A 19,200-nucleotide genomic window follows, 5' to 3' on the forward strand; every position below is an offset into this window, starting at 1 on the left:
CGCCTTCGGGCAGGAACGTGGAAGGCAACGGACCGCACGCCGGGCCCCGGCCCGCCGCCACTGCCAGCCACGTTCCGCACCGGTGCTGCCTGCCGGGAACGACGATGGCAGCCGTGCCGGTGCACCGAAGGCTCCGCGCGTGGACCGTCCGCCGATGGCCGCCCTCTTCCGCTGCCTGCACGTGGTGTGCAGGCAGCCTCGCCACGACCTGATCGACCCGGGTCATGGCGATTCATCCGCAACGGGTCGAACCACCAGAGCCATACAAGGAGAGACTCCCATGTTCTGGACCATCAAGGTCGTGATCGGCGACGGCGAGCGCGGCCTGGTGTATCGCAACCGTCGTTTCCAGCAGATCCTGCTGCCGGGCGTGCACCGCCTGTCGCCGTTCGGCGGCCGCCCGCACGTGGACATTCACACCGCATCCAAGGGCGCGGCCTACACCGGCAGCGACCAGGACAGCCTGATCGAGGCGCTGGGCGCACGACTGGACACGCACTTCGTGCTGGCCAATGTCGGTGCCATCGAGGTCGGCCTGTTGCTGCGCAATGGCCGCATCGATGAAGTGCTGCCGCCGGGCAGCCGCCGTCTGTACTGGCGGGGTTCGGTCGACACCCAGGTGCGCGTGATGGCGCTGGGTGACGAGCCGCGCATTCCGGCGGACGTGCAGCAGCGCCTGGGCCAGTTGGGCGTGCTGCCGCGTGTGGCAGTGATCAGCACCGTGCCGAGCGAGTCGGTCGGCCTGCTGTTCATCGATGGCACGCTGCGACAGACGCTGGACGCCGGCCTGCACGCGTTCTGGAACTTCAATGGCAACGTATCGGTGGAGCGTGTGGAGCTGCGTGCGCGTTCGCTGGACGTGTCCGGCCAGGAACTGCTCAGCCGCGACAAGGTGACCCTGCGGGTGAACCTGGCCGCGACCGTGCAGGTGGTCGACCCGGTGCGTGCACACCGTACGCTCAGCAATGCCGACGAGTTCGTCTACCGGCAGCTGCAGTTCGGCCTGCGCCAGGCGATTGCCGCGCGCAGCCTGGACGAGCTGCTGGGTGACAAGGCGGCACTGGACGGCGAGATCGCCGCCCATGTGCAGGCAGCGATCGAGGGCCACGGCGTGCGGCTGCTCGGCGTGGGCATCAAGGACGTGATCCTGCCGGGTGAGATGAAGGAGATCCTCAACGGTGTGGTGCTGGCCGAGAAGCAGGCCCAGGCCAGCGTGATCCGCCGTCGCGAGGAGGCCAACGCCACGCGTTCGCAGCTCAACACCGCAAAGCTGATCGAGGACAACCCGGTGCTGATGCGCTTGAAGGAGCTGGAGGCACTGGAGAAGGTCACCGAGAAGATCGACAAGCTCACCGTGTTCGGCGGCCTGGATGGCGTGCTGAAGCAGCTGGTGACGATCAGGTAGGGGGTAGCGGTGGCGCAGGGACGCGCCACCGGCCCATCAAGGACAAACACGAAGACATGGACACTCAACACAACTATCAATGGCTGCACGCCGAGGGCACCACGCCGATCAAGGGCTGGGTCAACGGTGTGCCGCTGGAAGCACAGGCGCATGAGCAGCTGCGCAACATCGCCGCGATCCCGTTCGTCGGGCCGTGGGTGGCGGTGATGCCGGACGTTCACCTGGGCAAGGGCGCGACCGTGGGCTCGGTGATCCCGACCCGCGGTGCGATCATCCCGGCCGCGGTCGGCGTCGACATCGGCTGCGGCATGGCGGCGGTGCGTACCACGCTGCGCGCCAACGATCTGCCCGATGACCTGCGGCAGCTGCGCAACAGCATCGAGCGCAGCATCCCGGTCGGCAACGGTCGCGGCGGCGAGCACCACCGCATGCCCGACAGCATCCACACCCGGCTGGTGCAATCCGGGCTGGCCGCCGGCCTGGAGAAGATCAAGGACAAGCACCGCCGGATCCGCACCGACAAGCTGGACCGCCAGCTGGGTACGCTGGGCGGTGGCAATCACTTCATCGAACTGTGCCTGGATGAAACGGACACGGTGTGGGTGATGCTGCACAGCGGATCGCGCGGCACCGGCAACCTGATCGGCACCTACTTCATCGAGAAGGCGCGCGAAGATCTTGCGCGCCGTGTGCTCGGCTTCCACCTGCCGGACAAGGACCTGGCGTTCTTCATGGAAGGCGAGCCGCTGTTCGATGACTACGTTGAAGCGGTGTCGTGGGCGCAGGATTACGCCAGGCAGAACCGCGAGGCAATGATGTCGCGGGTGCTGGCCGAGATGCGCCACCGGCTGCCGAAGTTCCAGCTGGCGGCGATGGCGGTGAACTGCCACCACAACTACGTGCAGAAGGAGACGCACCACGGCCAGGAGCTGCTGGTGACGCGCAAGGGTGCGGTCAGCGCCCGCGAAGGCGAGCTGGGCATCATTCCCGGCAGCATGGGCACGCGCAGCTACATCGTGCGTGGCAAGGGCAACGCGGACAGCTTCCACAGCTGCAGCCACGGTGCCGGCCGGGTGATGAGCCGTGGCACTGCGCGGCAGCAGATCACGCTGGCCCAGCACCGCGAAGCCACCGCACACGTGGAATGCCGCAAGGACAGCGGCGTGCTGGACGAGTCGCCGGCCGCGTACAAGTCGATCGACGATGTAATGGCCGCACAGCTCGACCTGGTCGACGTGGTGCACACCCTGCGCCAGGTGCTGTGCGTAAAGGGGTGATGGAACGGTGCCGGCCTCGGCCGGCACCTGCTCGACGGGCACGGGCGAATGGATGCCCGGGATCCGTAGCGTCGAGTTTGCTCGACTGCTCTTCCACGCCATGCGTGGATGGAGCGGCGCCGACCAAGGTCGGCGGCTACCGGTGCTGCGATCAGCGCGGCACGCTGTCCTCGGCCACCAGCGCATGATGCACGCCGATCCCCGCACGCACGCCCTCGGCGGTGGCCAGGGTGATGTTGCCGACCGTGGTCGCATCGCCTGCGGCGTACACGTTCGGCACCGAGGTCTGCTTCATCATGTCGACCTCGATCAGCACCCCCAGCGGGCTCTCGACCAATGTGCACCCCAGCTGCTGCACCAGCGGCGTGGCCATCGCCTGGGTAGCCGGCACGAACAACGCCCGCTGTGCGATACGGCGGCCGTCGGCCAGCTCCACTTCCAGCCAGGTCGGCTGGTCGCCCTGCACACCCAGCACGGGTGACGTCTCGATGTGCACGCCACGCTGCTGCATGGCGGCGCGTTCCTCATCGGTGATCTCCAGACCCATGCTGAAGAACGTGACATTGCCCCAGTCGGCAAACAGCGGCGCCTTGCTGGCGGACATCGGATGGCCGCCGAGCAGGCCGATGGCACCACCACCGACTTCATAGCCGTGGCAGTAGGGGCAGTGCAGCACGGTGCTGCCCCAGCGCTCGGCCAGTCCGGGCAGTTCCGGCAGCTGGTCGGCGATGCCGCTGGCCAGCAGCAGCTTGCGCGCGGCCAGCACCTGGCCATCGGCGGTACGCACTTCCACGCCTTCGGCGGTGGTGCGGGCGTGCTCCACTTCGGCATGCACCCAACGCACCGTGGGGTAGTCCAGCAGCTGCTGACGCGCGGTCTTCAGCAGCTCGGCGCCACTGATGCCATCCAGCCCCAGCACCCCGTGCGAATGACTGGCGAAGCGATTGCGCGGTGAACCGGCATCGATGACGGTGACCGGGCGACGGGCACGGGCCAGGATCAGGCCGGCGGCAATGCCGGCGTAGCTGCCGCCGACGATGAGCACATCAGGATTCATGGTGACCTTCCAGGGAACGGTGATGGGCAAGATGGCGGGCGAAGTCGGCGCCGAGCTGGTCCAGCGTGGTCGCCTGCAGGCGCTGCTCAAGCAGCCGCTGCGCCTCGCGCGCGCCTTCGAGCAGGGCGCTGTTGACCAGCTGCTGGATCGGGCAGCCACCGCCGGAATCGCGAGCGCCGACCTGGACCAGCGGCGGTGCTCCCACCGCCAGATAGATGTCATGCAGGGTGATCGCCGCGGCATCGCGTGCCAGCAGGCTGCCGCCGCCGTGACCACGGGTGCTGCGCACCAGGCCGGCCTTGTGCAGCTGTGCCAGCAGACGACGGATCACCACCGGATGGGTCGGCAGGCAGGACGCCAGCTGTTCGGACGTGCGCGGGGCGGCATGGCCGACCAGGTGCGCCATCACGTGCAGGGCGTCGGAGAGCGGGTTCGCGGATTTCATGTAACAACATTAGTTACATTTAATTCCTCTGTCGAGGGTCTGCTTTCGTTCCATATGGACACATCTGTCCTATGAAATAGTTTCTTCACATCACTAAACGAAACGCGAATGTGATGCGCATCCCACTTCAGGGCGTGCGCAGCGGGTCGATACCGCATTGCCCCTTCCCGAGAGTCCTTCCACATGAATGCGTCTGTCCGTGCTCCGCGCCTGCAGTCCAAGCTGCTCGGCGCGGTTTCTGTTGGTCTGGCTGTGGTCCTGCTGTGCGCTCTGGCCGGCCTCGCCTCCGCCTGGTTGAAGTTGTCCACCGAGGTTCCACCCGAAGTCGCGCACAGCCGCGATGCCGAACGCCTGCAGCGCGAGTTCCGCGGCCAGGTGCAGGAATGGAAGAACGTGCTGCTGCGCGGCCACGACGACGCGTTGCGCCAACGCCACCTGGACGCCTTCGACAGCGAGGGCCGTCTGGTCGAGCAGCTGGCCAAGGGCCTGGTCAGCAGCCCGGATGCACGCACGCGCGAACTGGCGCAGGCCTTCATCGGCCTGCATGCGCAGCTGCAGCAGGACTATCACGCGGCGCTGCAGGCGTTCGCCGAGGCCAGCTACGATCCCGCCGCCGGCGACAACCTCGTGCGCGGCAAGGACCGCCTGGTGGCAACCGCGCTGGATGCGTTGAGTACGCACGCCACGCAGGTGGCCGAAGCGGCGGTAGCGGCCCGTTCGCAGCAGGCGCGGCAGACGCTGCTGCTGTGCGCGGCGCTGACCGTGCTGGCCGCCGTGCTGCTGCTGATGGGCCTGGGCTGGTGGCTGCGGCGTGCGGTGGTGCAGCCGGTGCTGGCGGTGGAAGCCGCTGCGCGTGCAGTGGCCGCCGGTGATCTGCAGCATGTTGTGCAGGTGCGCAGCCGCGATGAGATCGGTCGGCTCGCGCAGGCCATGCAGGCGGTGCAGTCCACACTGCGCGGCGTGCTCGATGCGCAGGCCACGATGGCACAGGCGCATGACGCCGGCACCATCAGCCACCGCATGGATGCCAGTGCCTTCCCCGGCGCATTCGGCACGATGGTGGCCGACAGCAACGCGCTGGTCGATGCGCACATCCAGGTGAAGCTGCGCGCGATTGCGATCATGGGCCGTTACGCCATCGGCGACCTCAGCCAGGACATGGAACGCCTGCCCGGCGAGAAGGCAGTGATCACCGACGCACTGGATACCGCCAAGGTCAATCTCGGCATGATCAATGGCGAGATCCGCCGCCTGGCCGAAGCCGCTGCCATGGGTGACTTCGGCCAGCGTGGCGACAGCGCGCGCTTCGAGCATGACTTCCGCGCGATGGTCGACGGCTTGAACCGATTGATGCAGACGACCGAACTGAACCTCGGCGAGGTCTCCAGCATGCTGCGCGCGATTGCCGATGGCCGCCTCGGCGCGCGCATGCATGGCGATTTCCAGGGCGTGTTCGCGCGCATCGCCGGCGATGCCAACACCACCGCCGCGCAGCTGGCGACCATCGTCACCGACATCAAGCACGCCTCCGGCAACATCCACACTGCGGCTGCAGAGATCGCCGCCGGCAACAATGATCTGTCGCGCCGTACCGAGCAGCAGGCGGCCAATCTGGAAGAAACCGCCGCGTCGATGGAAGAACTGACCTCCACCGTGCGCCAGAACGCCGAGCATGCACGCCAGGCCAACCAGCTGGCGATCGGCGCGCACACGGTCGCCTCGCAGGGCGGCAGCGTGGTCGGCCAGGTGGTGGCGACGATGGGCGCGATCGAGACCTCGTCGCGGCAGATCGCCGAGATCATCAGCGTGATCGATGGCATCGCGTTCCAGACCAACATCCTGGCGCTGAACGCGGCAGTAGAAGCGGCGCGGGCCGGCGAACAGGGCCGCGGCTTCGCGGTGGTTGCCAGTGAAGTACGCACGCTGGCGCAGCGCTCGGCGGCGGCCGCGAAGGAGATCAAGGCGTTGATCGAAGCGTCGGTTGAGCAGGTCGGGCACGGTGCACAGCGCGTGCGCGAGGCCGGTGACACCATGGCCGAGATCGTGGCGTCGGTGCAGCGCGTGACCGACATCATGGCCGAGATTTCCGCGGCCTCGCAGGAGCAGAGCGCGGGCATCGAACAGGTCAGCCAGACCGTGATCCAGATGGATGGCACCACCCAGCAGAACGCCGCGCTGGTGGAGGAAGCCAGTGCCGCCGCACGCAGCCTGGAACAACAGGCGAGCCGGTTGATCGACGCGGTGGATGTGTTCGACCTGTCGACCCCGGCGGCAGCGAAGGACGCGTTGGCGCGCGCGGCCTGATTGATCCGGTTGCCGGCCAGCGGCCGGCACTACCCGCGCGATGTGCCGGCCGCAGGCCGGCAGCGTCCGCCGCCACATGGGTAGCGCCCGACCATTGGTCGGGCGACGGCAGGATCAGTGCGGACCAACGGTCCGCACCCACCAGAGCGGCCGCGCCCACCGGCGCATGCGGTAGTGCCGGCCGCTGGCCGGCAACCTCAGCGCACGTAATCGCTCTGCGCCATCGCGTCGGCCAGGTAATCCACGAACGAGCTGATCCGCGACGACACGGCGGTGTTGCGGTAGTACACCGCATGGATCGGCTGGTACACATCCAGCGTCTGCCCCGCCAGCACCTGCACCAGGGTGCCGGCGCTGCGGTCGCGATCGGTGACGAAGTCAGACAGGCAGGTGATGCCCACACCTTCCACCGCCAGCCGGCGCAACGTCTCGCCACTGGACACGGCGATATCCGGCCGCACCAGCAGCAGCCCATCCGACTCTCCGGGCAGCGGCCAACGGTTGAGTGATTCCGGCTCGTTGAAGCTGACCAGCGTGTGCTGGCCCAGCGCGGCGACGCTGGCCGGTTCGCCGTGCCTGGCCAGGTAGGCCGGGCTGGCCACCAGCCGCAGCTGGCAGCGGCCCAGCAGCCGCGCATGCAGGGTGGAGTCGGCCAGCGGGCCGATCCGGATCGCCAGATCGGTGCGCCGTTCGAGCAGGTCGATGTAGCGGTCGGAACTGTTCAACTCCAGCTGTACTTCCGGGTAACGCGCGCGATAGCCGGCCACCAGCGGCGCAATCACGTGCAGCACGAACGGCATCGCCGCATCCACGCGCAGGCGCCCCGCCGGGCGTTCGCGGCGCGCCGCCATCTGTTCCTCGGCCGATTCCACCGCATCGATGATCGCGCGCGCATGGCGCAGGAACGCCTCGCCCTCGGCAGTCAGGTGCAGGCGGCGGGTGGTGCGGGTCAGCAGGGTGATCCCCAGCTTGTCCTCCAGCCGCCCCAGCGCGCGGCTCACACCCGAGGGCGTCTGCCCCAGCTGCTCGGCGGCAGCACTGATCGAACCGCTGTCGATCACCGAAAGGAACGCCTGCATTTCATCGAGAGTGGTCTTCATGCCCCTATTATTGACTGCACGGCAATAGTGATTGGCGTGAAGACCGGTTTTTCAGCAAAGGTCGGCGGCGCAGACTGCGCAGCCTCTTCCTCCTGCTGGACCCTGTCATGATCCGTGGCATTCCCCTCGCCCTGCTGGCGTTGACCCTCGGTGCCTTTGCCATCGGCACCACCGAATTCGTCATCGTCGGCCTGATCCCGACCATCGCCGGCGACCTGCAGGTCAGCCTGCCCTCGGCCGGCCTGCTGGTCTCGCTGTACGCGCTGGGTGTGGCCATCGGTGCGCCGGTGCTGACTGCGCTGACCGGACGCGTACCGCGCAAGCAACTGCTGGTGGCGCTGATGGTGTTGTTCACGCTCGGCAATGTCGTCGCCTGGATGGCACCCGGGTATACCTCGCTGATCATCGCCCGCATCCTCACCGGCCTGGCGCACGGCGTGTTCTTCTCGATCGGCGCGATCATCGCCACCGCCGTGGTGCCGAAGGAGAAGGCGGCCAGCGCGATCGCCATCATGTTCACCGGCCTGACCGTGGCGCTGGTGACCGGCGTGCCGCTGGGCACCTTCATCGGCCAGCATCTGGGCTGGCGCGCGACCTTCCTGGCAGTGGCCGGCCTCGGCGTGGTCGCCCTGATCGGCGCGCTGCTGTTCGTACCGCGCAACCTGCCGCAGAGTGCGCCGGCCAGCCTCCGCCAGCAGCTGGCCGTGCTCGGCCAGCCACGCCTGCTGCTGGTCTATGCGATGACCGCGCTGGGCTACGGTGGCACCTTCCTGGCCTTCACCTATCTGGCGCCGATCCTGCAGGATGTCACCGGCCTGCCGGCCAACGCCGTGAGCCTGGTGCTGCTGGTGTACGGCGTGTCGGTGGCGATCGGCAACCTGTGGGGCGGGCGCATGGCCGACCGCTTGGGTCCGGTGCCCGCGCTGAAGCGCATCTTCGGACTGCTGGCATTGGTGCTGTTCGTGCTCACGTTCACGGCCTACAACACCTGGTTGATGCTGCTGACGGTGCTGGCGCTGGGTGCGGTGGCATTCGGCAACGTGCCCGGCCTGCAGGTCTACGTGGTCAAGCAGGCGCAGCGCTATGCACCGCAGGCCAGCGACGTGGCATCGGGCCTGAACATTGCCGCGTTCAACGTCGGCATCGCCATGGGCGCCTCGCTGGGTGGCCTGGTGGTGGAGCACATCGGCCTGATGCATACCCCATGGCTGGGCGCGCTGGTGGTCGTACTGGCCTACGCGCTGACCGTGCTCAGTGGCCGCCTCGACCGCCGCGATGGCGTCGACCACCGCGCCGACGGCATTGCCGCCACCGCGCATTGATCCATGCAATGCACCGTTGCCGGCATGCATACGGTGCCTGTCCTACCCTCTTCCCTCTGCTACTCCCTTCCCCCCGTTGGAGCTTCCCATGACTGTCCCCGCTTTCGGTCTCGGCACCTTCCGCCTCAAAGACCAGACCGTGATCGACTCGGTGCGCAATGCGCTGGAGGTCGGCTACCGCGCCATCGATACCGCGCAGATCTACGGCAATGAAGCCGAAGTCGGCCAGGCCATCGCCGAGTCGGGCGTGCCGCGTGATGATCTGTTCTTGACCACCAAGGTGTGGATCACCGAGTTCAAGCGCGATGCGCTGCTGGCCAGCCTGCGTACCAGTCTGGAGAAGCTGCGCACCGACCGCGTCGACCTGGCGCTGATCCACTGGCCGTCGCCGAATGACAAGGTCGATGTGCCGATGGAGGAATACCTGCCGGCACTGGCCGAAGCCAAGGCGCAGGGGCTGACCCGCGAGATCGGCATCTCCAATTTCACCATCGCGCAGAGCCGCAAGGCGATCGAGATCCTCGGTGCCGAAGCCATCGCCACCAACCAGATCGAGATCCACCCGTACCTGCAGAACCGCCTGCTGGTGAAGTTCCTGCAGGACAACGGCATCCACATCACCGCCTACATGAGCCTGGCTTATGGCGAAGTGCTGAAGGACCCGGTGATCCAGGCCATTGCCGGCCGTCACCAGGCCACCCCGGCGCAGGTTGCGCTGGCCTGGGCGCTGCAGCAGGGCTTCTCGGTCATTCCGTCGTCGACCAAGCGCGAAAACCTGGCAGCCAACCTGGAAGCAGCGGCCGTACGCCTGACCGACGAAGACATGGCGCAGATCGCCAAGCTGGATCGCGGCCATCGCCTGGCGAATCCGGAAGGGATTGCCCCGGCCTGGGATTGATCCCAACTGCGGTTACGTATCGGAATCGTAGGTGCCGACCTTGGTCGGCACTGGCCTCTGGTCAGTCGATGACACATCGTGCCGACCAGGGTCGGCACCTACCAAAGGCAGCGCTATCCCTCGCCTTGCAGCAACCACCCACGCATCGCCGCACTCACTTCGTCCGGTTTCTCCATTGGTGCCAGGTGCCCGCAATCGGGCACCACCACCAGCTGCGAGTGCGGCACCAGGGCGTGCATCTCCTCGCTCACCGCCAGCGGCGTGATGCGGTCGTTTGCGCCGCAGACGATCAGCAGCGGATCGCGGTAGCCGGCCAGCACATCGTGGCCATCGCGGCGCTCCAGCGCGCTCTGGCGCAGGAACACTTCGGCGCCCAACCGCGCGGTCATGTCGCGCACACGCTGCACCAGCACGTAGTCGTCCAGCCGCGAGGCATCGATGTAGCTGCGCATCAACGCGTCACCGAAGCCGTGGAATTTTCCCGGAAGGCGCACGCTGGCACGTTGGCTGCGGCGCTGCTCGGCACGTTCAGGCGAATCGGCATGGATCGAGGTATCGATCAACGCCAGCTGCAGCACGCGCTCGGGCGCGATGCGCAGGATCTGCTGAGCGACGAAGCCGCCGAGCGAGAAACCTGCCAGCGCAAAGCGCTCCGGCGCCTGAGCCAGCACGTCCTCGGTAACGCCCTGCAGGGTTTCGCCGCGGGTCTGGTCGCCCACCGTGCAATCGGCGATGTCGGCAAGATCAGCCAACTGTGAGCGCCACAGCTCGGCGTCGTTGAGCAGGCCGGGCAGCAGCAACAGGGGGATACGGTTGGTCATGGGGGTATTGTCGCGCCATCACGGTGACGGAGCCATGCCAGCGACCGCGCATGACATCAAGATGGCTGGCGGCCTCATCCAGAAACAGAATCCGAGGCCAGAGGGCACGGGCCAGAATCACGCGCTGCTTCTGACCGCCTGAGAGCGAGTTGCCCATGTCTCCGATAAGACCGTGATAACCCATCGGCAGCCCCGCGATATCGTCGTGCACGGGTGCCATCCGAGCAGCTTCCTCGATGCGCTGTTCATCGAAGCCGCTGATGTTGTCGGCAATGCTTACGGCAAACAACTGGTCATCCGGGATCGCATCAAGCTCGCTGACCCGGTCGAACAGCCGCATCGAATCAATCTCGTGCAGCGCCAACTACATGCGCGAATCGCTCAATGCGCATCACTGCTGCAGCAGGCGGGTCCATCTCGTAAAGGAAAATCTCGCGCCGGGTCTGCTTGCGGTTGCCCAGACCCTGCGTATCGCCAAATGTCAGCTGCATGGATGGCTTCTCAACGTGTGCCTCAATTTTCTCTCAGGCCGCCGGCCAGCGGACGGTACTACCGAAATAGTTGTTCAGAACGTCCGTAGATGCAGGCCATGAGGACGACAAATCTCGCACAGCTATCAGTCATCGATGGACTAGAAACAAACCAATCTATAGATACAGAGCGCTAGTCATCCCTCTCGATCTGCACATCCACCTTATCCCGAAAAATAACTGAAATGAAAGACAAGAGCAGAGCTGGAAGTGCCAAAAGCAGCACGAACGACAAAGGCGCACCGAACGACCATAGAGCGGCAGAAAATACGGCAGCCGAAATTCCAAGCAGCAGGAACGAGAACTTAATTTTCCCTATTAACAGGTAACTTGCCGTCGAACACAACAGCGAAAATGCGGTAACAAAAACTCCGACCTCCTGAGGAACCTGCAAAGGCTCAGCACCCCGAAGCGCCGCCACCAGCATCAGCGCTGAGGCAAACGCCATTGCTACCAGGGAAATGAAATAGAACCTGCCATGCCGCCCATCAAATCCATCAGTAATCTTCATATCGACCCTCAAAGGATCGCAGGGCGAAAGCGCCGCGATCCAGCTAATGATTTACCAGAGCTAGGGATGTTCTGAACGGCTCCCTGCGAACTGTGCAGCAGTGCCCGCCACGGATTTCGGCGTTGGGGGACACTATTAAGTCGCATAGTGGAATACATCATACGACTGACATTTGGGGATGCGCAGGGCCTGGGCAAGCCCAAGCAGACCCGGCGCGAGATTCTCCTTTACGAGATGCACCCACCTGCTGCAGCAGTGAAATGCATTTGAGCGATCCGGCGTGTAGCAAGCGCTGCACGAGATTGATTCGATGCGGCTGTTCGACCGGCTCATCAGTCGTTCTCAGGTCAAGATACCCTGCATGACTCGCGCGGACTCCATGCCAAGCGTCGAGAAGAGTCATGACGATTGCTCTGGTCCATCAGCTGCCGCATTGAAACCAGTACGGACTTGGCGTCCTTGTGGGAATCAGCCGCAGGAGCAGCTCAAGCGGCATCCTTGCAAAGTGATCATTTCGACGCGTGCTCTTCCCGAATCCGCTCGCGCCTGACGTCGGCACGCCTGGCTATCACAATGACAACCGCTCCTATGAACAAGAACGTCAAGATCCGACCGCCTGCAGTTGCGGCCACCATAGCTAGGCAGCACACGCAGCTGGCGAAGGTCTTTTCGTTGATACCTTGGATCCTCACAAATTTCCTCATGCCTGCAACATCGGGAAACATCTTCTTTCAGTAAGGTCACGAAGGGTCGCCGCCACGAAGTGGCGCAATGGTAGCGTTGCTTCTTCGCTGAGTTGAAGAGCGAAATGCGTCAGTAGCCGCTTCTTTCCTTCTGGTGATTCAGTCACTCCTACGCAAGAGACACAGCAGGCACCCGGTACGCCGACATGCGGGGACCATTCGGACGTCACTGGTGCAGGGTACAAGCCATCGTTGTAGTCTGTATTCAATCGTCAGAACGACTGACAGCAGCGCAATCATCAGCATGAGCTTGCTTTACGACGCCACCGATGTGATGACCGGGCTGACCGAGGTGCTGTGCTATGGCACGGCGGTGGTGGTGGAGCCCCTCCGCTAACTTGGCCGTAGAGTCGAGCTAGCTCGACTGCTTCCCGATGGCGACAGTCGAGCAAGCTCGACTCTACAAGTCCGGTGCCGGCACCTCGACCTGCTGCACCGGCAGGGTCACCATCATCACCGTCGGGTCATCCGGATCCAGCTTGGTCTTGAAGCCCAGGCTCTGGCACATCGCCAGCATGGTGCTGTTCTCGCGCAGCACCTGGCCTTCGACCACGTCCAGGCCCAGCCACTTGGCGTACTCGATCATGATCGCCATCAACCGCCAGCCGATGCCGTGGCCCTTCAGGTCCGAACGGATCAGGATGCCGTACTCGCCACGGTGGTAATCGGCATCGGCGTGCAGGCGTACCGCGCCGAGCATTTCGCCGCTGCGCGGTTCGATCGCCACCAGCGCGATCGAGCGTGCGTAATCGAGCTGGGTCAGGCGCGCGATGAACTCGTGGCTGAAGTGCTTCACCGACTGGAAGAAACGCAGGCGCAGGTCCTCGTCACTGACGCGGGCGAAGAACGCACGGAACAGTGCGTCGTCCTCCGGCCGCACCGGGCGCACGAAGGCACGGCCGCCATCGGACAGCTCGATGGTGCGCTCCCACTCCTTCGGGTACGGGAACACCGAGAAACGCGGATGGCCGCGGCCCTTGTGCAGGATGCGCGACGGCGCCACCGCTACGCGGGCATCGAGGGCGAGGATGCCCTTGCCGTCGACCAGCAGCGGGTTGATGTCCAGCGTGCGCACCTCGGGGATATCGGCAGCCAGTTGTGCAAGCTTCACCAGCGCCAGCGCCAGTGCGCGCTCGTCAGCCGCCGGCACGTCACCGTAAGCCTTGAGGATGCGCGAGGCGCGGGTCTGGCCGATCAGCTCATGGGCCAGGCGCAGGTCCAGCGGCGGCAGCGCCAGCGCCTTGTCATTGATCACTTCGACGGCAGTGCCGCCGCGACCGACCACGATCACCGGACCGAACGTCGCGTCATCGGCGATGCCGACGATCAGTTCGCGCGCCTTCGGGCGGACGATGGTCGGCTGTACCAGCAGGCCATCGATGCGTGCATCCGGCCGCAGCTGGCGTGCGCGCGACAGGATCGCGTTGGCCGCGCTCTGCACCGCCGGCAGCGTGGACAGGTTCAGGCGCACGCCATCCACTTCCGACTTGTGCGGAATGTCCGGCGACAGGATCTTCAGTGCGACCGTGGCACCGCGTTCCAGCAGCGGCTGCGCCAGGTCCATCGCTTCGTGCGCATCGCGCGCATGCATCACCGGCGCGGACGGAATGCCATAGGCCTTGAGCAGTTCATGGGTGGCCAGCGGGTCCAGCCACTGCTGGCCGTTGGCCAGCGCGGCATCGACCAGTGCGCGCGCGGCGGCCGTGTCGACACTGAAATCCTGCGGCAGGCTGGGCGGCGTTTCCATCAACGCGTTCTGCGCTTCGCGGTAGCGCACCAGGTGCTGGAAGCCACGTACGGCTTCGGCCTCGGTCGGGTAGGTCGGGACGCGTGCCGCGTTGAGCGTGGCCGTGGCCTGGTCGTCGTTGCCCAGCCACACCGCGAATACCGGCTTGTCGCGGTGATGGCGCGGGCGCAGGCCGAGTGTGCGGGTGAGCGCCTGCGCCGCGTCCGCCGATGACGTGAATGCGGTCGGTACGTTGACGACCATCACCGCATCATTCTCGTTGTCGGCCAGCAGCGCTTCGATGGCCGCGGCATAGCGGTCACCATCGGCATCGACCACGATGTCCACCGGATTGCTGCGCGACCAGCCCTGCGGCAGCACCGCGTCGAGTTTCTCGATGGTGCTGTCGGACAGGTTGGCCAGCGTGCCACGCAATGCGATCAGCTGGTCCACCGCAAGGCGACCCACGCCACCACCGTTGCTGAGGATGGCCAGGCGGCGACCGGGGAACGTCCCCAACCGACCCAGCGATTCGGCGGCAGTGAACAGCTCGTCCAGCGCCCCCACGCGCAGCAGGCCGGCGCGGTTGAAGGCCGCACCGTACACATCATCTGCACGGGCCAGGGCCTGCACATGGGTATCGCGGCTGCCCGGCTGCACGCGCTCGGCGCGGCCGGACTTCACCACCACCACCGGCTTGGCGCGGGCGGCGGCACGCGCGGCCGACATGAACTTGCGCGCGTCCTTGATCTGCTCGACGTAGAGCAGGATGGCGCGGGTGCGATAGTCGGTGGCGAAGTAGTCGAGCAGGTCGCCGAAGTCGACGTCCATCGTGTCGCCCAGCGAGACCACGGCGGAGAAGCCGACCGAGCGCGCCACACCCCATTCCACCAGCGCCGCCGCAATCGCCGAGGATTCGGAGATCAGCGCGAGGTCGCCGGCCTGTGGGAAGTGCGCGGCGATGCTGGCATTGAGCCGCGCATGCGGTGCGATCACGCCCAGGCAGTGCGGGCCAAGGATGCGCAGGCCGTGCTTGCGCGCCACCGTTTCCACCTGTTCCGACAACGAGCCCGGGCCTTCGCCCAGGTGCGCGGTGAGGATGATCGCGGCCTGCACGCCGCGTTCGGCGGCGGTACGCACTACCTGCGGCACGATCGCCGCCGGTGCGGTGATCACCACCAGCTCGGGCACCCAGTCCAGGTCCTTCAACCGCTTGACCGTGCGGATGCCATCGATCTCGGCGTGTCGCGGGTTGATCCACGCCACCTTGCCGGGGAAGCCAGTGCCACGCAGGTTGCGCATCACCGCGCGCCCGGCCGAACGCTCACGTGGACTGCCGCCGATCACCGCGACCGACTGCGGACGGAACACAGACTGCAGGTGGTAGGTACTCATGCGCCTACGGTACCCAAAAAAGGGGACGGAGGGGATTAAGTCGTTTGTGCCTCATGTGCCTTAAACGACTTAATCCCCTCCGTCCCCTTTTTGTTCTGCGTGCCGACCAAGGTCGGCACCTACCGGAGCACGGTGGTTCCGGCCTACAGCAGCGTGCCGTGCAGGATCATCGCGGCGATGCTGAAGTAGATCACCAGGCCGGTCACGTCCACCAGGGTGGCCACGAACGGGGCCGAAGCGCTGGCCGGGTCGAAGCCGAGCCGTTTCAGGATGAAGGGCAGCATCGAACCGGACAGCGAACCGAAGGTGACGATGCCGACCAATGCCGCGCCGATGGTGATCGCCAGCAGGATCCAGTGTTCGCCGTAGTCGTGCAGGCCGCCCAGCTGCCAGATCACGATACGCACGATGGCCAGGCAGCCAAGGATCGCGCCCAGCACCATGCCGGTCGGAATCTCGCGCAGGGCCACCTTCCACCAGTCGCGCAGGCGCAGTTCGCGCAGCGCCAGGCTGCGGATCAGCAGCGAGGTAGCCTGCGAGCCGGAGTTGCCGCCCGAACTCATGATCAGCGGAATGAACAGGGTCAGCACCACGGCGCGCGCCAGTTCATCCTCGTAGTGCTGCATCGCGCTCGCGGTCAGCATCTCACCCAGGAACAGCACGCTCAGCCAGCCGGCGCGCTTGCGCAGCATCTCGAAGAAGCCGATCTGCATGTACGGCTTGTCCAGTGCTTCCATGCCGCCGAACTTGTGCGCGTCTTCGGTGGACTCTTCGATCAGCGCATCGAGCACGTCGTCGACGGTGACGATGCCAAGCATCTGCTGCTGCGCGTCGACCACCGGAATCGCCAGCAGATCGTGGCGGCGGATCAGCCGTGCTACTTCTTCCTGGTCCATCAGCGCATCCACGGTCACCGGCGGATTGACCTGGGCCACATCCAGGATCGACTCCTCGGGCAGGCCGGTGATCAGCCGGCGCATGGTCACCACCTGCTGCAGCTGCTGGCTGGCCGGCTCCAGCACGTAGATCGCGTACACCGTCTCGCGGGTGCGCTCGACCTGGCGGATGTGCTGCAGGGTCTGCGCCACCGTCCAGCTGGCAGGCACCGCCACGTACTCGGTGGTCATCAGCGCACCGGCAGTGTTCGGTGGGTAGCTGAGCAGCTTCTGGATGGCCTGGCGGGCGTCGGTGCCCAGCAGCGGGATCAGCCGCGCGCGTTCTTCCTCATCCAGCTCGTGGACGATGTCGGTGGCGCGGTCATCGGCCATCAGGCCCAGCAGCGCCGCAGCCCGCGCCGGCGGCAGCGCGGCCACCAGCTCGCCGCTGCGGTGCAGCTCCGGTGCTTCGAGCATCTTCACCGCGCGCGGCAACGGCAGCGCCGCCAGCGTTTCCGCAGCGCGCGTCAGTTCCAGCGTATTGAGGAATTCCACCGCGTCGGCGGTGTTGTAGTTCGCCAGGGGTGCGGCCAGTGCGGCGGCATCGGCCACCGGGCGCAGCAATTGCTTCTGGTTCATCGGTTTTGCCTTGTGGGGGTGCGACCTCGCGCAACACCAACGCAGGCAAACCGTCCCGATGTCAGGCGGTGGCCATCGCTGGCGTCGAACGAGGTCGACTTCTACTGTCGCTGGACATGGGTTGGGGACTCCGGGATGCGTGTGCCGGCGGACGCGCCGCCAGCGGCGGGCAGTCTGGACCCGTGGGCCATGCAGGTCAACCCGGCAGCCTTGCGCAGGGCGCCTGCCCGGCAGGTTGTTCTCGTGCATACACGGGCCGGCGCGCATAATGACGCGGTGGCACTCGCCTCCCCTTCCCCCACCCGAACGGACGCACCGCGGGCTTCTCCGATGACCAGGTATTCCCATGCATAGCGGTGGTCTGGAACTGGCCCTGGTGCTGCTGCTGGCGGCGGTCATCGCCGTGCCGGTGTTCAAGAAGTTCGGCTTCGGCGCGGTGCTGGGCTACCTGGCGGCCGGTGTGGTGCTGGGCCCGGACGGGCTGGGCTTCGTGCAGGACGCCGACCGCATCCTCGGCGCCGCCGAGATCGGCGTGGTGATGCTGCTGTTCGTGATCGGTCTGGAACTGTCGCCGGCCCGCCTGAAGGTGATGCGGCGCTCGGTGTTTGGTGCCGGTGCGGCACAGGTGGCGCTGTCCGGGCTGGTGCTGGGCGGCCTGCTGCTGCTCGACCATTTCCAGTGGAAAAGCGCGCTGGTGGTGGGCGTGGCGCTGGCGCTGTCATCCACCGCGGTCGGCCTGCAGCTGCTGTCAGAACACAAGGCGATCAACAGCGACCATGGCCGGCTCGGGTTCGCCATCCTGCTGTTCCAGGACCTGATCGCGATTCCGCTGCTGGCGGCCATCCCGCTGCTGGGCGGGGTAAAGAACGAGACCCTGCGCTGGGAAGACGCCGCCGTGGCCCTCGGCGCGCTGGCGGTGGTGATCCTGTGCGGGCGACCGGTGCTGCGCAAGGTGTTCGGCATCATCGCGCGTACCCGCAGCCCGGAAGTATTCACCGCGACCGCACTGCTGGTGGTGCTGGGCACCGCCTGGTTCATGCAGGAGGCCGGCCTCAGCCCCAGCCTGGGCGCGTTCCTGGCCGGCGTGCTGCTGTCCGATTCGGAGTTCCGGCACGAACTGGAAGCGCAGATCGAGCCGTTCAAGGGGCTGCTGCTGGGCCTGTTCTTCATTGCGGTGGGCATGGGCATCGACCTCGACCGCATCGTTGCCGAGCCGTGGCTCATCGCCGCCGGCGTGGCGATCCTGCTGGTGGTCAAATTCAGCCTGCTGTACGTGATCGGGCGCATCGCAAAGCTCAGTTCACGGCACTCGCTGCTACTGGGCAGCGTGCTGTGGCTGGGCGGCGAGTTCGCCTTCGTGGTGTTCAACGAAGCGCAGCGCGCACACCTGCTGGGCAACGCCAACCATGACCGCCTGGTGGCGATCGTCGGCCTGTCGATGGCGATCACGCCACTGCTGATGATCGCGCTGCTCAAGCTGCTCGGCCAGGAGAAGGCAACGCCGCGCGAGGCAGCCGAGGCCGACAAGGTGGCGCCGGACAACCGGCCGAAGGTGCTGATTGCCGGCATGGGCCGCTTCGGCCAGGTCATCGCGCGCCTGCTGACCGCGCAGAAGGTGCCGTTCGTGGCACTGGAAGCGAACCCCGATACCGTGGCCGACCTGCGCCGCTTCGGCAACCAGCTGTACTACGGCGACCCGACCCGGCCGGAGATGCTGCGCGCGGCCGGCGGCGAGCACATCGATGTGTTCGTGATCACCGTGGACGACCCGGAGACCAACCTGCGCGCGGTGCGCATGGTGCGCCGGTTGTACCCGGACGCGAAGGTGCTGGCGCGCGCACGCAACCGCCAGCATGCGTGGCGCCTGATGGACATGTCGGCTGAGCCGTTCCGCGAAGTGTTCGGCACCAGCCTGGAAATGAGCGGGCGCGTGCTGACTGCATTGGGTGTTGCACCTGAAGTGGCTGAACGCCACGTGCAGCGCTTCCGTGAGCACGACGAGCAGCTGCTGCGCGACCAGTACCTGGTGTACGACGACGAGGCGGCGGTGATCCAGACCTCGCGCGATGCACGCAACGACCTGATGCACCTGTTCGAGGCCGACGCGGAAAGCGACGGCAAGTAGGCGTGCCGACCAACGGTCGGCACCCAC

General features: G+C 66.1%; 14 protein-coding genes and 2 pseudogenes. 7 read left to right on the plus strand and 9 right to left on the minus strand.

Annotation, left to right across the window (positions count from 1 at the left end; all coding sequences use genetic code 11):
* The first annotated feature begins 280 nt into the window (after positions 1-280).
* Positions 281-1,405 carry a slipin family protein gene (locus ACZK5G_RS21620; RefSeq protein ID WP_478464773.1) on the plus strand — a complete coding sequence of 375 codons (1,125 nt, stop codon included), beginning with the start codon at positions 281-283 and terminating at the stop codon, positions 1,403-1,405.
* A gap of 56 nt (positions 1,406-1,461) precedes the next feature.
* Positions 1,462-2,682 carry an RtcB family protein gene (locus tag ACZK5G_RS21625; protein WP_478464774.1) on the plus strand — a complete coding sequence of 407 codons (1,221 nt, stop codon included), beginning with the start codon at positions 1,462-1,464 and terminating at the stop codon, positions 2,680-2,682.
* Positions 2,683-2,833: 151 nt separating this feature from the next.
* Here the strand turns inward: ACZK5G_RS21625 and ACZK5G_RS21630 are convergent, their stop codons facing one another.
* Together ACZK5G_RS21630 and ACZK5G_RS21635 are read right to left on the minus strand one after the other, a co-directional pair.
* Positions 2,834-3,739 carry an NAD(P)/FAD-dependent oxidoreductase gene (locus ACZK5G_RS21630; protein WP_049398662.1) on the minus strand — a complete coding sequence of 302 codons (906 nt, stop codon included), beginning with the start codon at positions 3,737-3,739 and terminating at the stop codon, positions 2,834-2,836.
* The gene (locus ACZK5G_RS21635) at positions 3,729-4,184 is read right to left on the minus strand and encodes an Rrf2 family transcriptional regulator (RefSeq protein WP_033833804.1); all 456 of its coding nucleotides are present in this window, start codon (positions 4,182-4,184) and stop codon (positions 3,729-3,731) included. The genes ACZK5G_RS21630 and ACZK5G_RS21635 overlap by 11 nt, the downstream gene beginning before the upstream one ends.
* Positions 4,185-4,367: 183 nt before the next feature.
* Between ACZK5G_RS21635 and ACZK5G_RS21640 the strand changes: the two genes are divergently transcribed.
* On the plus strand, positions 4,368-6,488 hold the full coding sequence (locus tag ACZK5G_RS21640; RefSeq protein ID WP_478464776.1) for a methyl-accepting chemotaxis protein: 2,121 nt from the start codon (positions 4,368-4,370) through the stop codon (positions 6,486-6,488).
* Between the two features lie 197 nt (positions 6,489-6,685).
* Here the strand turns inward: ACZK5G_RS21640 and ACZK5G_RS21645 are convergent, their stop codons facing one another.
* Positions 6,686-7,588 (minus strand): LysR substrate-binding domain-containing protein, encoded by a 903-nt coding sequence (locus ACZK5G_RS21645; RefSeq protein WP_423164268.1) that lies wholly within the window; start codon positions 7,586-7,588, stop codon positions 6,686-6,688.
* Between the two features lie 107 nt (positions 7,589-7,695).
* Between ACZK5G_RS21645 and ACZK5G_RS21650 the strand changes: the two genes are divergently transcribed.
* Positions 7,696-8,910 (plus strand): MFS transporter, encoded by a 1,215-nt coding sequence (locus ACZK5G_RS21650; RefSeq protein WP_478464778.1) that lies wholly within the window; start codon positions 7,696-7,698, stop codon positions 8,908-8,910.
* An 88-nt stretch (positions 8,911-8,998) separates the two neighbouring features.
* On the plus strand, positions 8,999-9,808 hold the full coding sequence (gene dkgB, locus ACZK5G_RS21655) for a 2,5-didehydrogluconate reductase DkgB (protein WP_478464780.1): 810 nt from the start codon (positions 8,999-9,001) through the stop codon (positions 9,806-9,808).
* Positions 9,809-9,921: 113 nt separating this feature from the next.
* On the opposite strand, the gene ACZK5G_RS21660 is transcribed toward dkgB, so the two are convergent.
* The 4 genes and pseudogenes from ACZK5G_RS21660 to ACZK5G_RS21675 form a co-directional block, all read right to left on the minus strand.
* Complete coding sequence (locus ACZK5G_RS21660) at positions 9,922-10,629, minus strand: alpha/beta fold hydrolase (RefSeq protein WP_478464781.1); 708 nt, start codon at positions 10,627-10,629, stop codon at positions 9,922-9,924.
* 40 nt (positions 10,630-10,669) lie between these two features.
* Positions 10,670-10,927: pseudogene (locus ACZK5G_RS21665) on the minus strand (ATP-binding cassette domain-containing protein); the annotation flags it as partial.
* A gap of 46 nt (positions 10,928-10,973) precedes the next feature.
* Positions 10,974-11,120, minus strand: a complete 147-nt coding sequence (locus tag ACZK5G_RS21670; protein WP_478466554.1) for a hypothetical protein — start codon at positions 11,118-11,120, stop codon at positions 10,974-10,976.
* A 172-nt stretch (positions 11,121-11,292) separates the two neighbouring features.
* Positions 11,293-11,670: a hypothetical protein gene (locus tag ACZK5G_RS21675; protein WP_478464782.1), complete on the minus strand. Its 378-nt coding sequence runs from the start codon at positions 11,668-11,670 to the stop codon at positions 11,293-11,295.
* Positions 11,671-12,642: 972 nt separating this feature from the next.
* Here ACZK5G_RS21675 and ACZK5G_RS21680 point away from each other — a divergent pair.
* Positions 12,643-12,750: pseudogene (locus ACZK5G_RS21680) on the plus strand (YbjQ family protein); the annotation flags it as partial.
* A gap of 63 nt (positions 12,751-12,813) precedes the next feature.
* Here ACZK5G_RS21680 and ACZK5G_RS21685 read toward each other — a convergent pair.
* On the minus strand, positions 12,814-15,534 hold the full coding sequence (locus tag ACZK5G_RS21685) for a bifunctional acetate--CoA ligase family protein/GNAT family N-acetyltransferase (RefSeq protein WP_478464784.1): 2,721 nt from the start codon (positions 15,532-15,534) through the stop codon (positions 12,814-12,816).
* Between the two features lie 143 nt (positions 15,535-15,677).
* Positions 15,678-17,048: a magnesium transporter gene (mgtE, locus tag ACZK5G_RS21690; protein WP_014038917.1), complete on the minus strand. Its 1,371-nt coding sequence runs from the start codon at positions 17,046-17,048 to the stop codon at positions 15,678-15,680.
* Positions 17,049-17,394: 346 nt separating this feature from the next.
* On the opposite strand from mgtE, the gene ACZK5G_RS21695 reads away from it, so the two are divergent.
* On the plus strand, positions 17,395-19,173 hold the full coding sequence (locus ACZK5G_RS21695) for a monovalent cation:proton antiporter-2 (CPA2) family protein (RefSeq protein ID WP_049398672.1): 1,779 nt from the start codon (positions 17,395-17,397) through the stop codon (positions 19,171-19,173).
* Positions 19,174-19,200: the final 27 nt, after the last annotated feature.

Source organism: Stenotrophomonas sp. 62841_Sma (assembly GCF_056482945.1).

What these genes read in the sequence shown, in the direction of transcription:
- ACZK5G_RS21620 (WP_478464773.1), top strand. Translation starts at nt 281, where the DNA reads ATGTTCTGGACCATCAAGGTCGTGATCGGCGACGGCGAGCGCGGCCTG.
- ACZK5G_RS21625 (WP_478464774.1), top strand. Translation starts at nt 1,462, where the DNA reads ATGGACACTCAACACAACTATCAATGGCTGCACGCCGAGGGCACCACG.
- ACZK5G_RS21630 (WP_049398662.1), bottom strand. Translation starts at nt 3,739, where the DNA reads ATGAATCCTGATGTGCTCATCGTCGGCGGCAGCTACGCCGGCATTGCC.
- ACZK5G_RS21670 (WP_478466554.1), bottom strand. Translation starts at nt 11,120, where the DNA reads ATGCAGCTGACATTTGGCGATACGCAGGGTCTGGGCAACCGCAAGCAG.
- ACZK5G_RS21645 (WP_423164268.1), bottom strand. Translation starts at nt 7,588, where the DNA reads ATGAAGACCACTCTCGATGAAATGCAGGCGTTCCTTTCGGTGATCGAC.
- ACZK5G_RS21695 (WP_049398672.1), top strand. Translation starts at nt 17,395, where the DNA reads ATGCATAGCGGTGGTCTGGAACTGGCCCTGGTGCTGCTGCTGGCGGCG.
- ACZK5G_RS21635 (WP_033833804.1), bottom strand. Translation starts at nt 4,184, where the DNA reads ATGAAATCCGCGAACCCGCTCTCCGACGCCCTGCACGTGATGGCGCAC.
- ACZK5G_RS21675 (WP_478464782.1), bottom strand. Translation starts at nt 11,670, where the DNA reads ATGAAGATTACTGATGGATTTGATGGGCGGCATGGCAGGTTCTATTTC.
- ACZK5G_RS21660 (WP_478464781.1), bottom strand. Translation starts at nt 10,629, where the DNA reads ATGACCAACCGTATCCCCCTGTTGCTGCTGCCCGGCCTGCTCAACGAC.
- ACZK5G_RS21640 (WP_478464776.1), top strand. Translation starts at nt 4,368, where the DNA reads ATGAATGCGTCTGTCCGTGCTCCGCGCCTGCAGTCCAAGCTGCTCGGC.
- ACZK5G_RS21650 (WP_478464778.1), top strand. Translation starts at nt 7,696, where the DNA reads ATGATCCGTGGCATTCCCCTCGCCCTGCTGGCGTTGACCCTCGGTGCC.
- ACZK5G_RS21685 (WP_478464784.1), bottom strand. Translation starts at nt 15,534, where the DNA reads ATGAGTACCTACCACCTGCAGTCTGTGTTCCGTCCGCAGTCGGTCGCG.
- mgtE (WP_014038917.1), bottom strand. Translation starts at nt 17,048, where the DNA reads ATGAACCAGAAGCAATTGCTGCGCCCGGTGGCCGATGCCGCCGCACTG.
- dkgB (WP_478464780.1), top strand. Translation starts at nt 8,999, where the DNA reads ATGACTGTCCCCGCTTTCGGTCTCGGCACCTTCCGCCTCAAAGACCAG.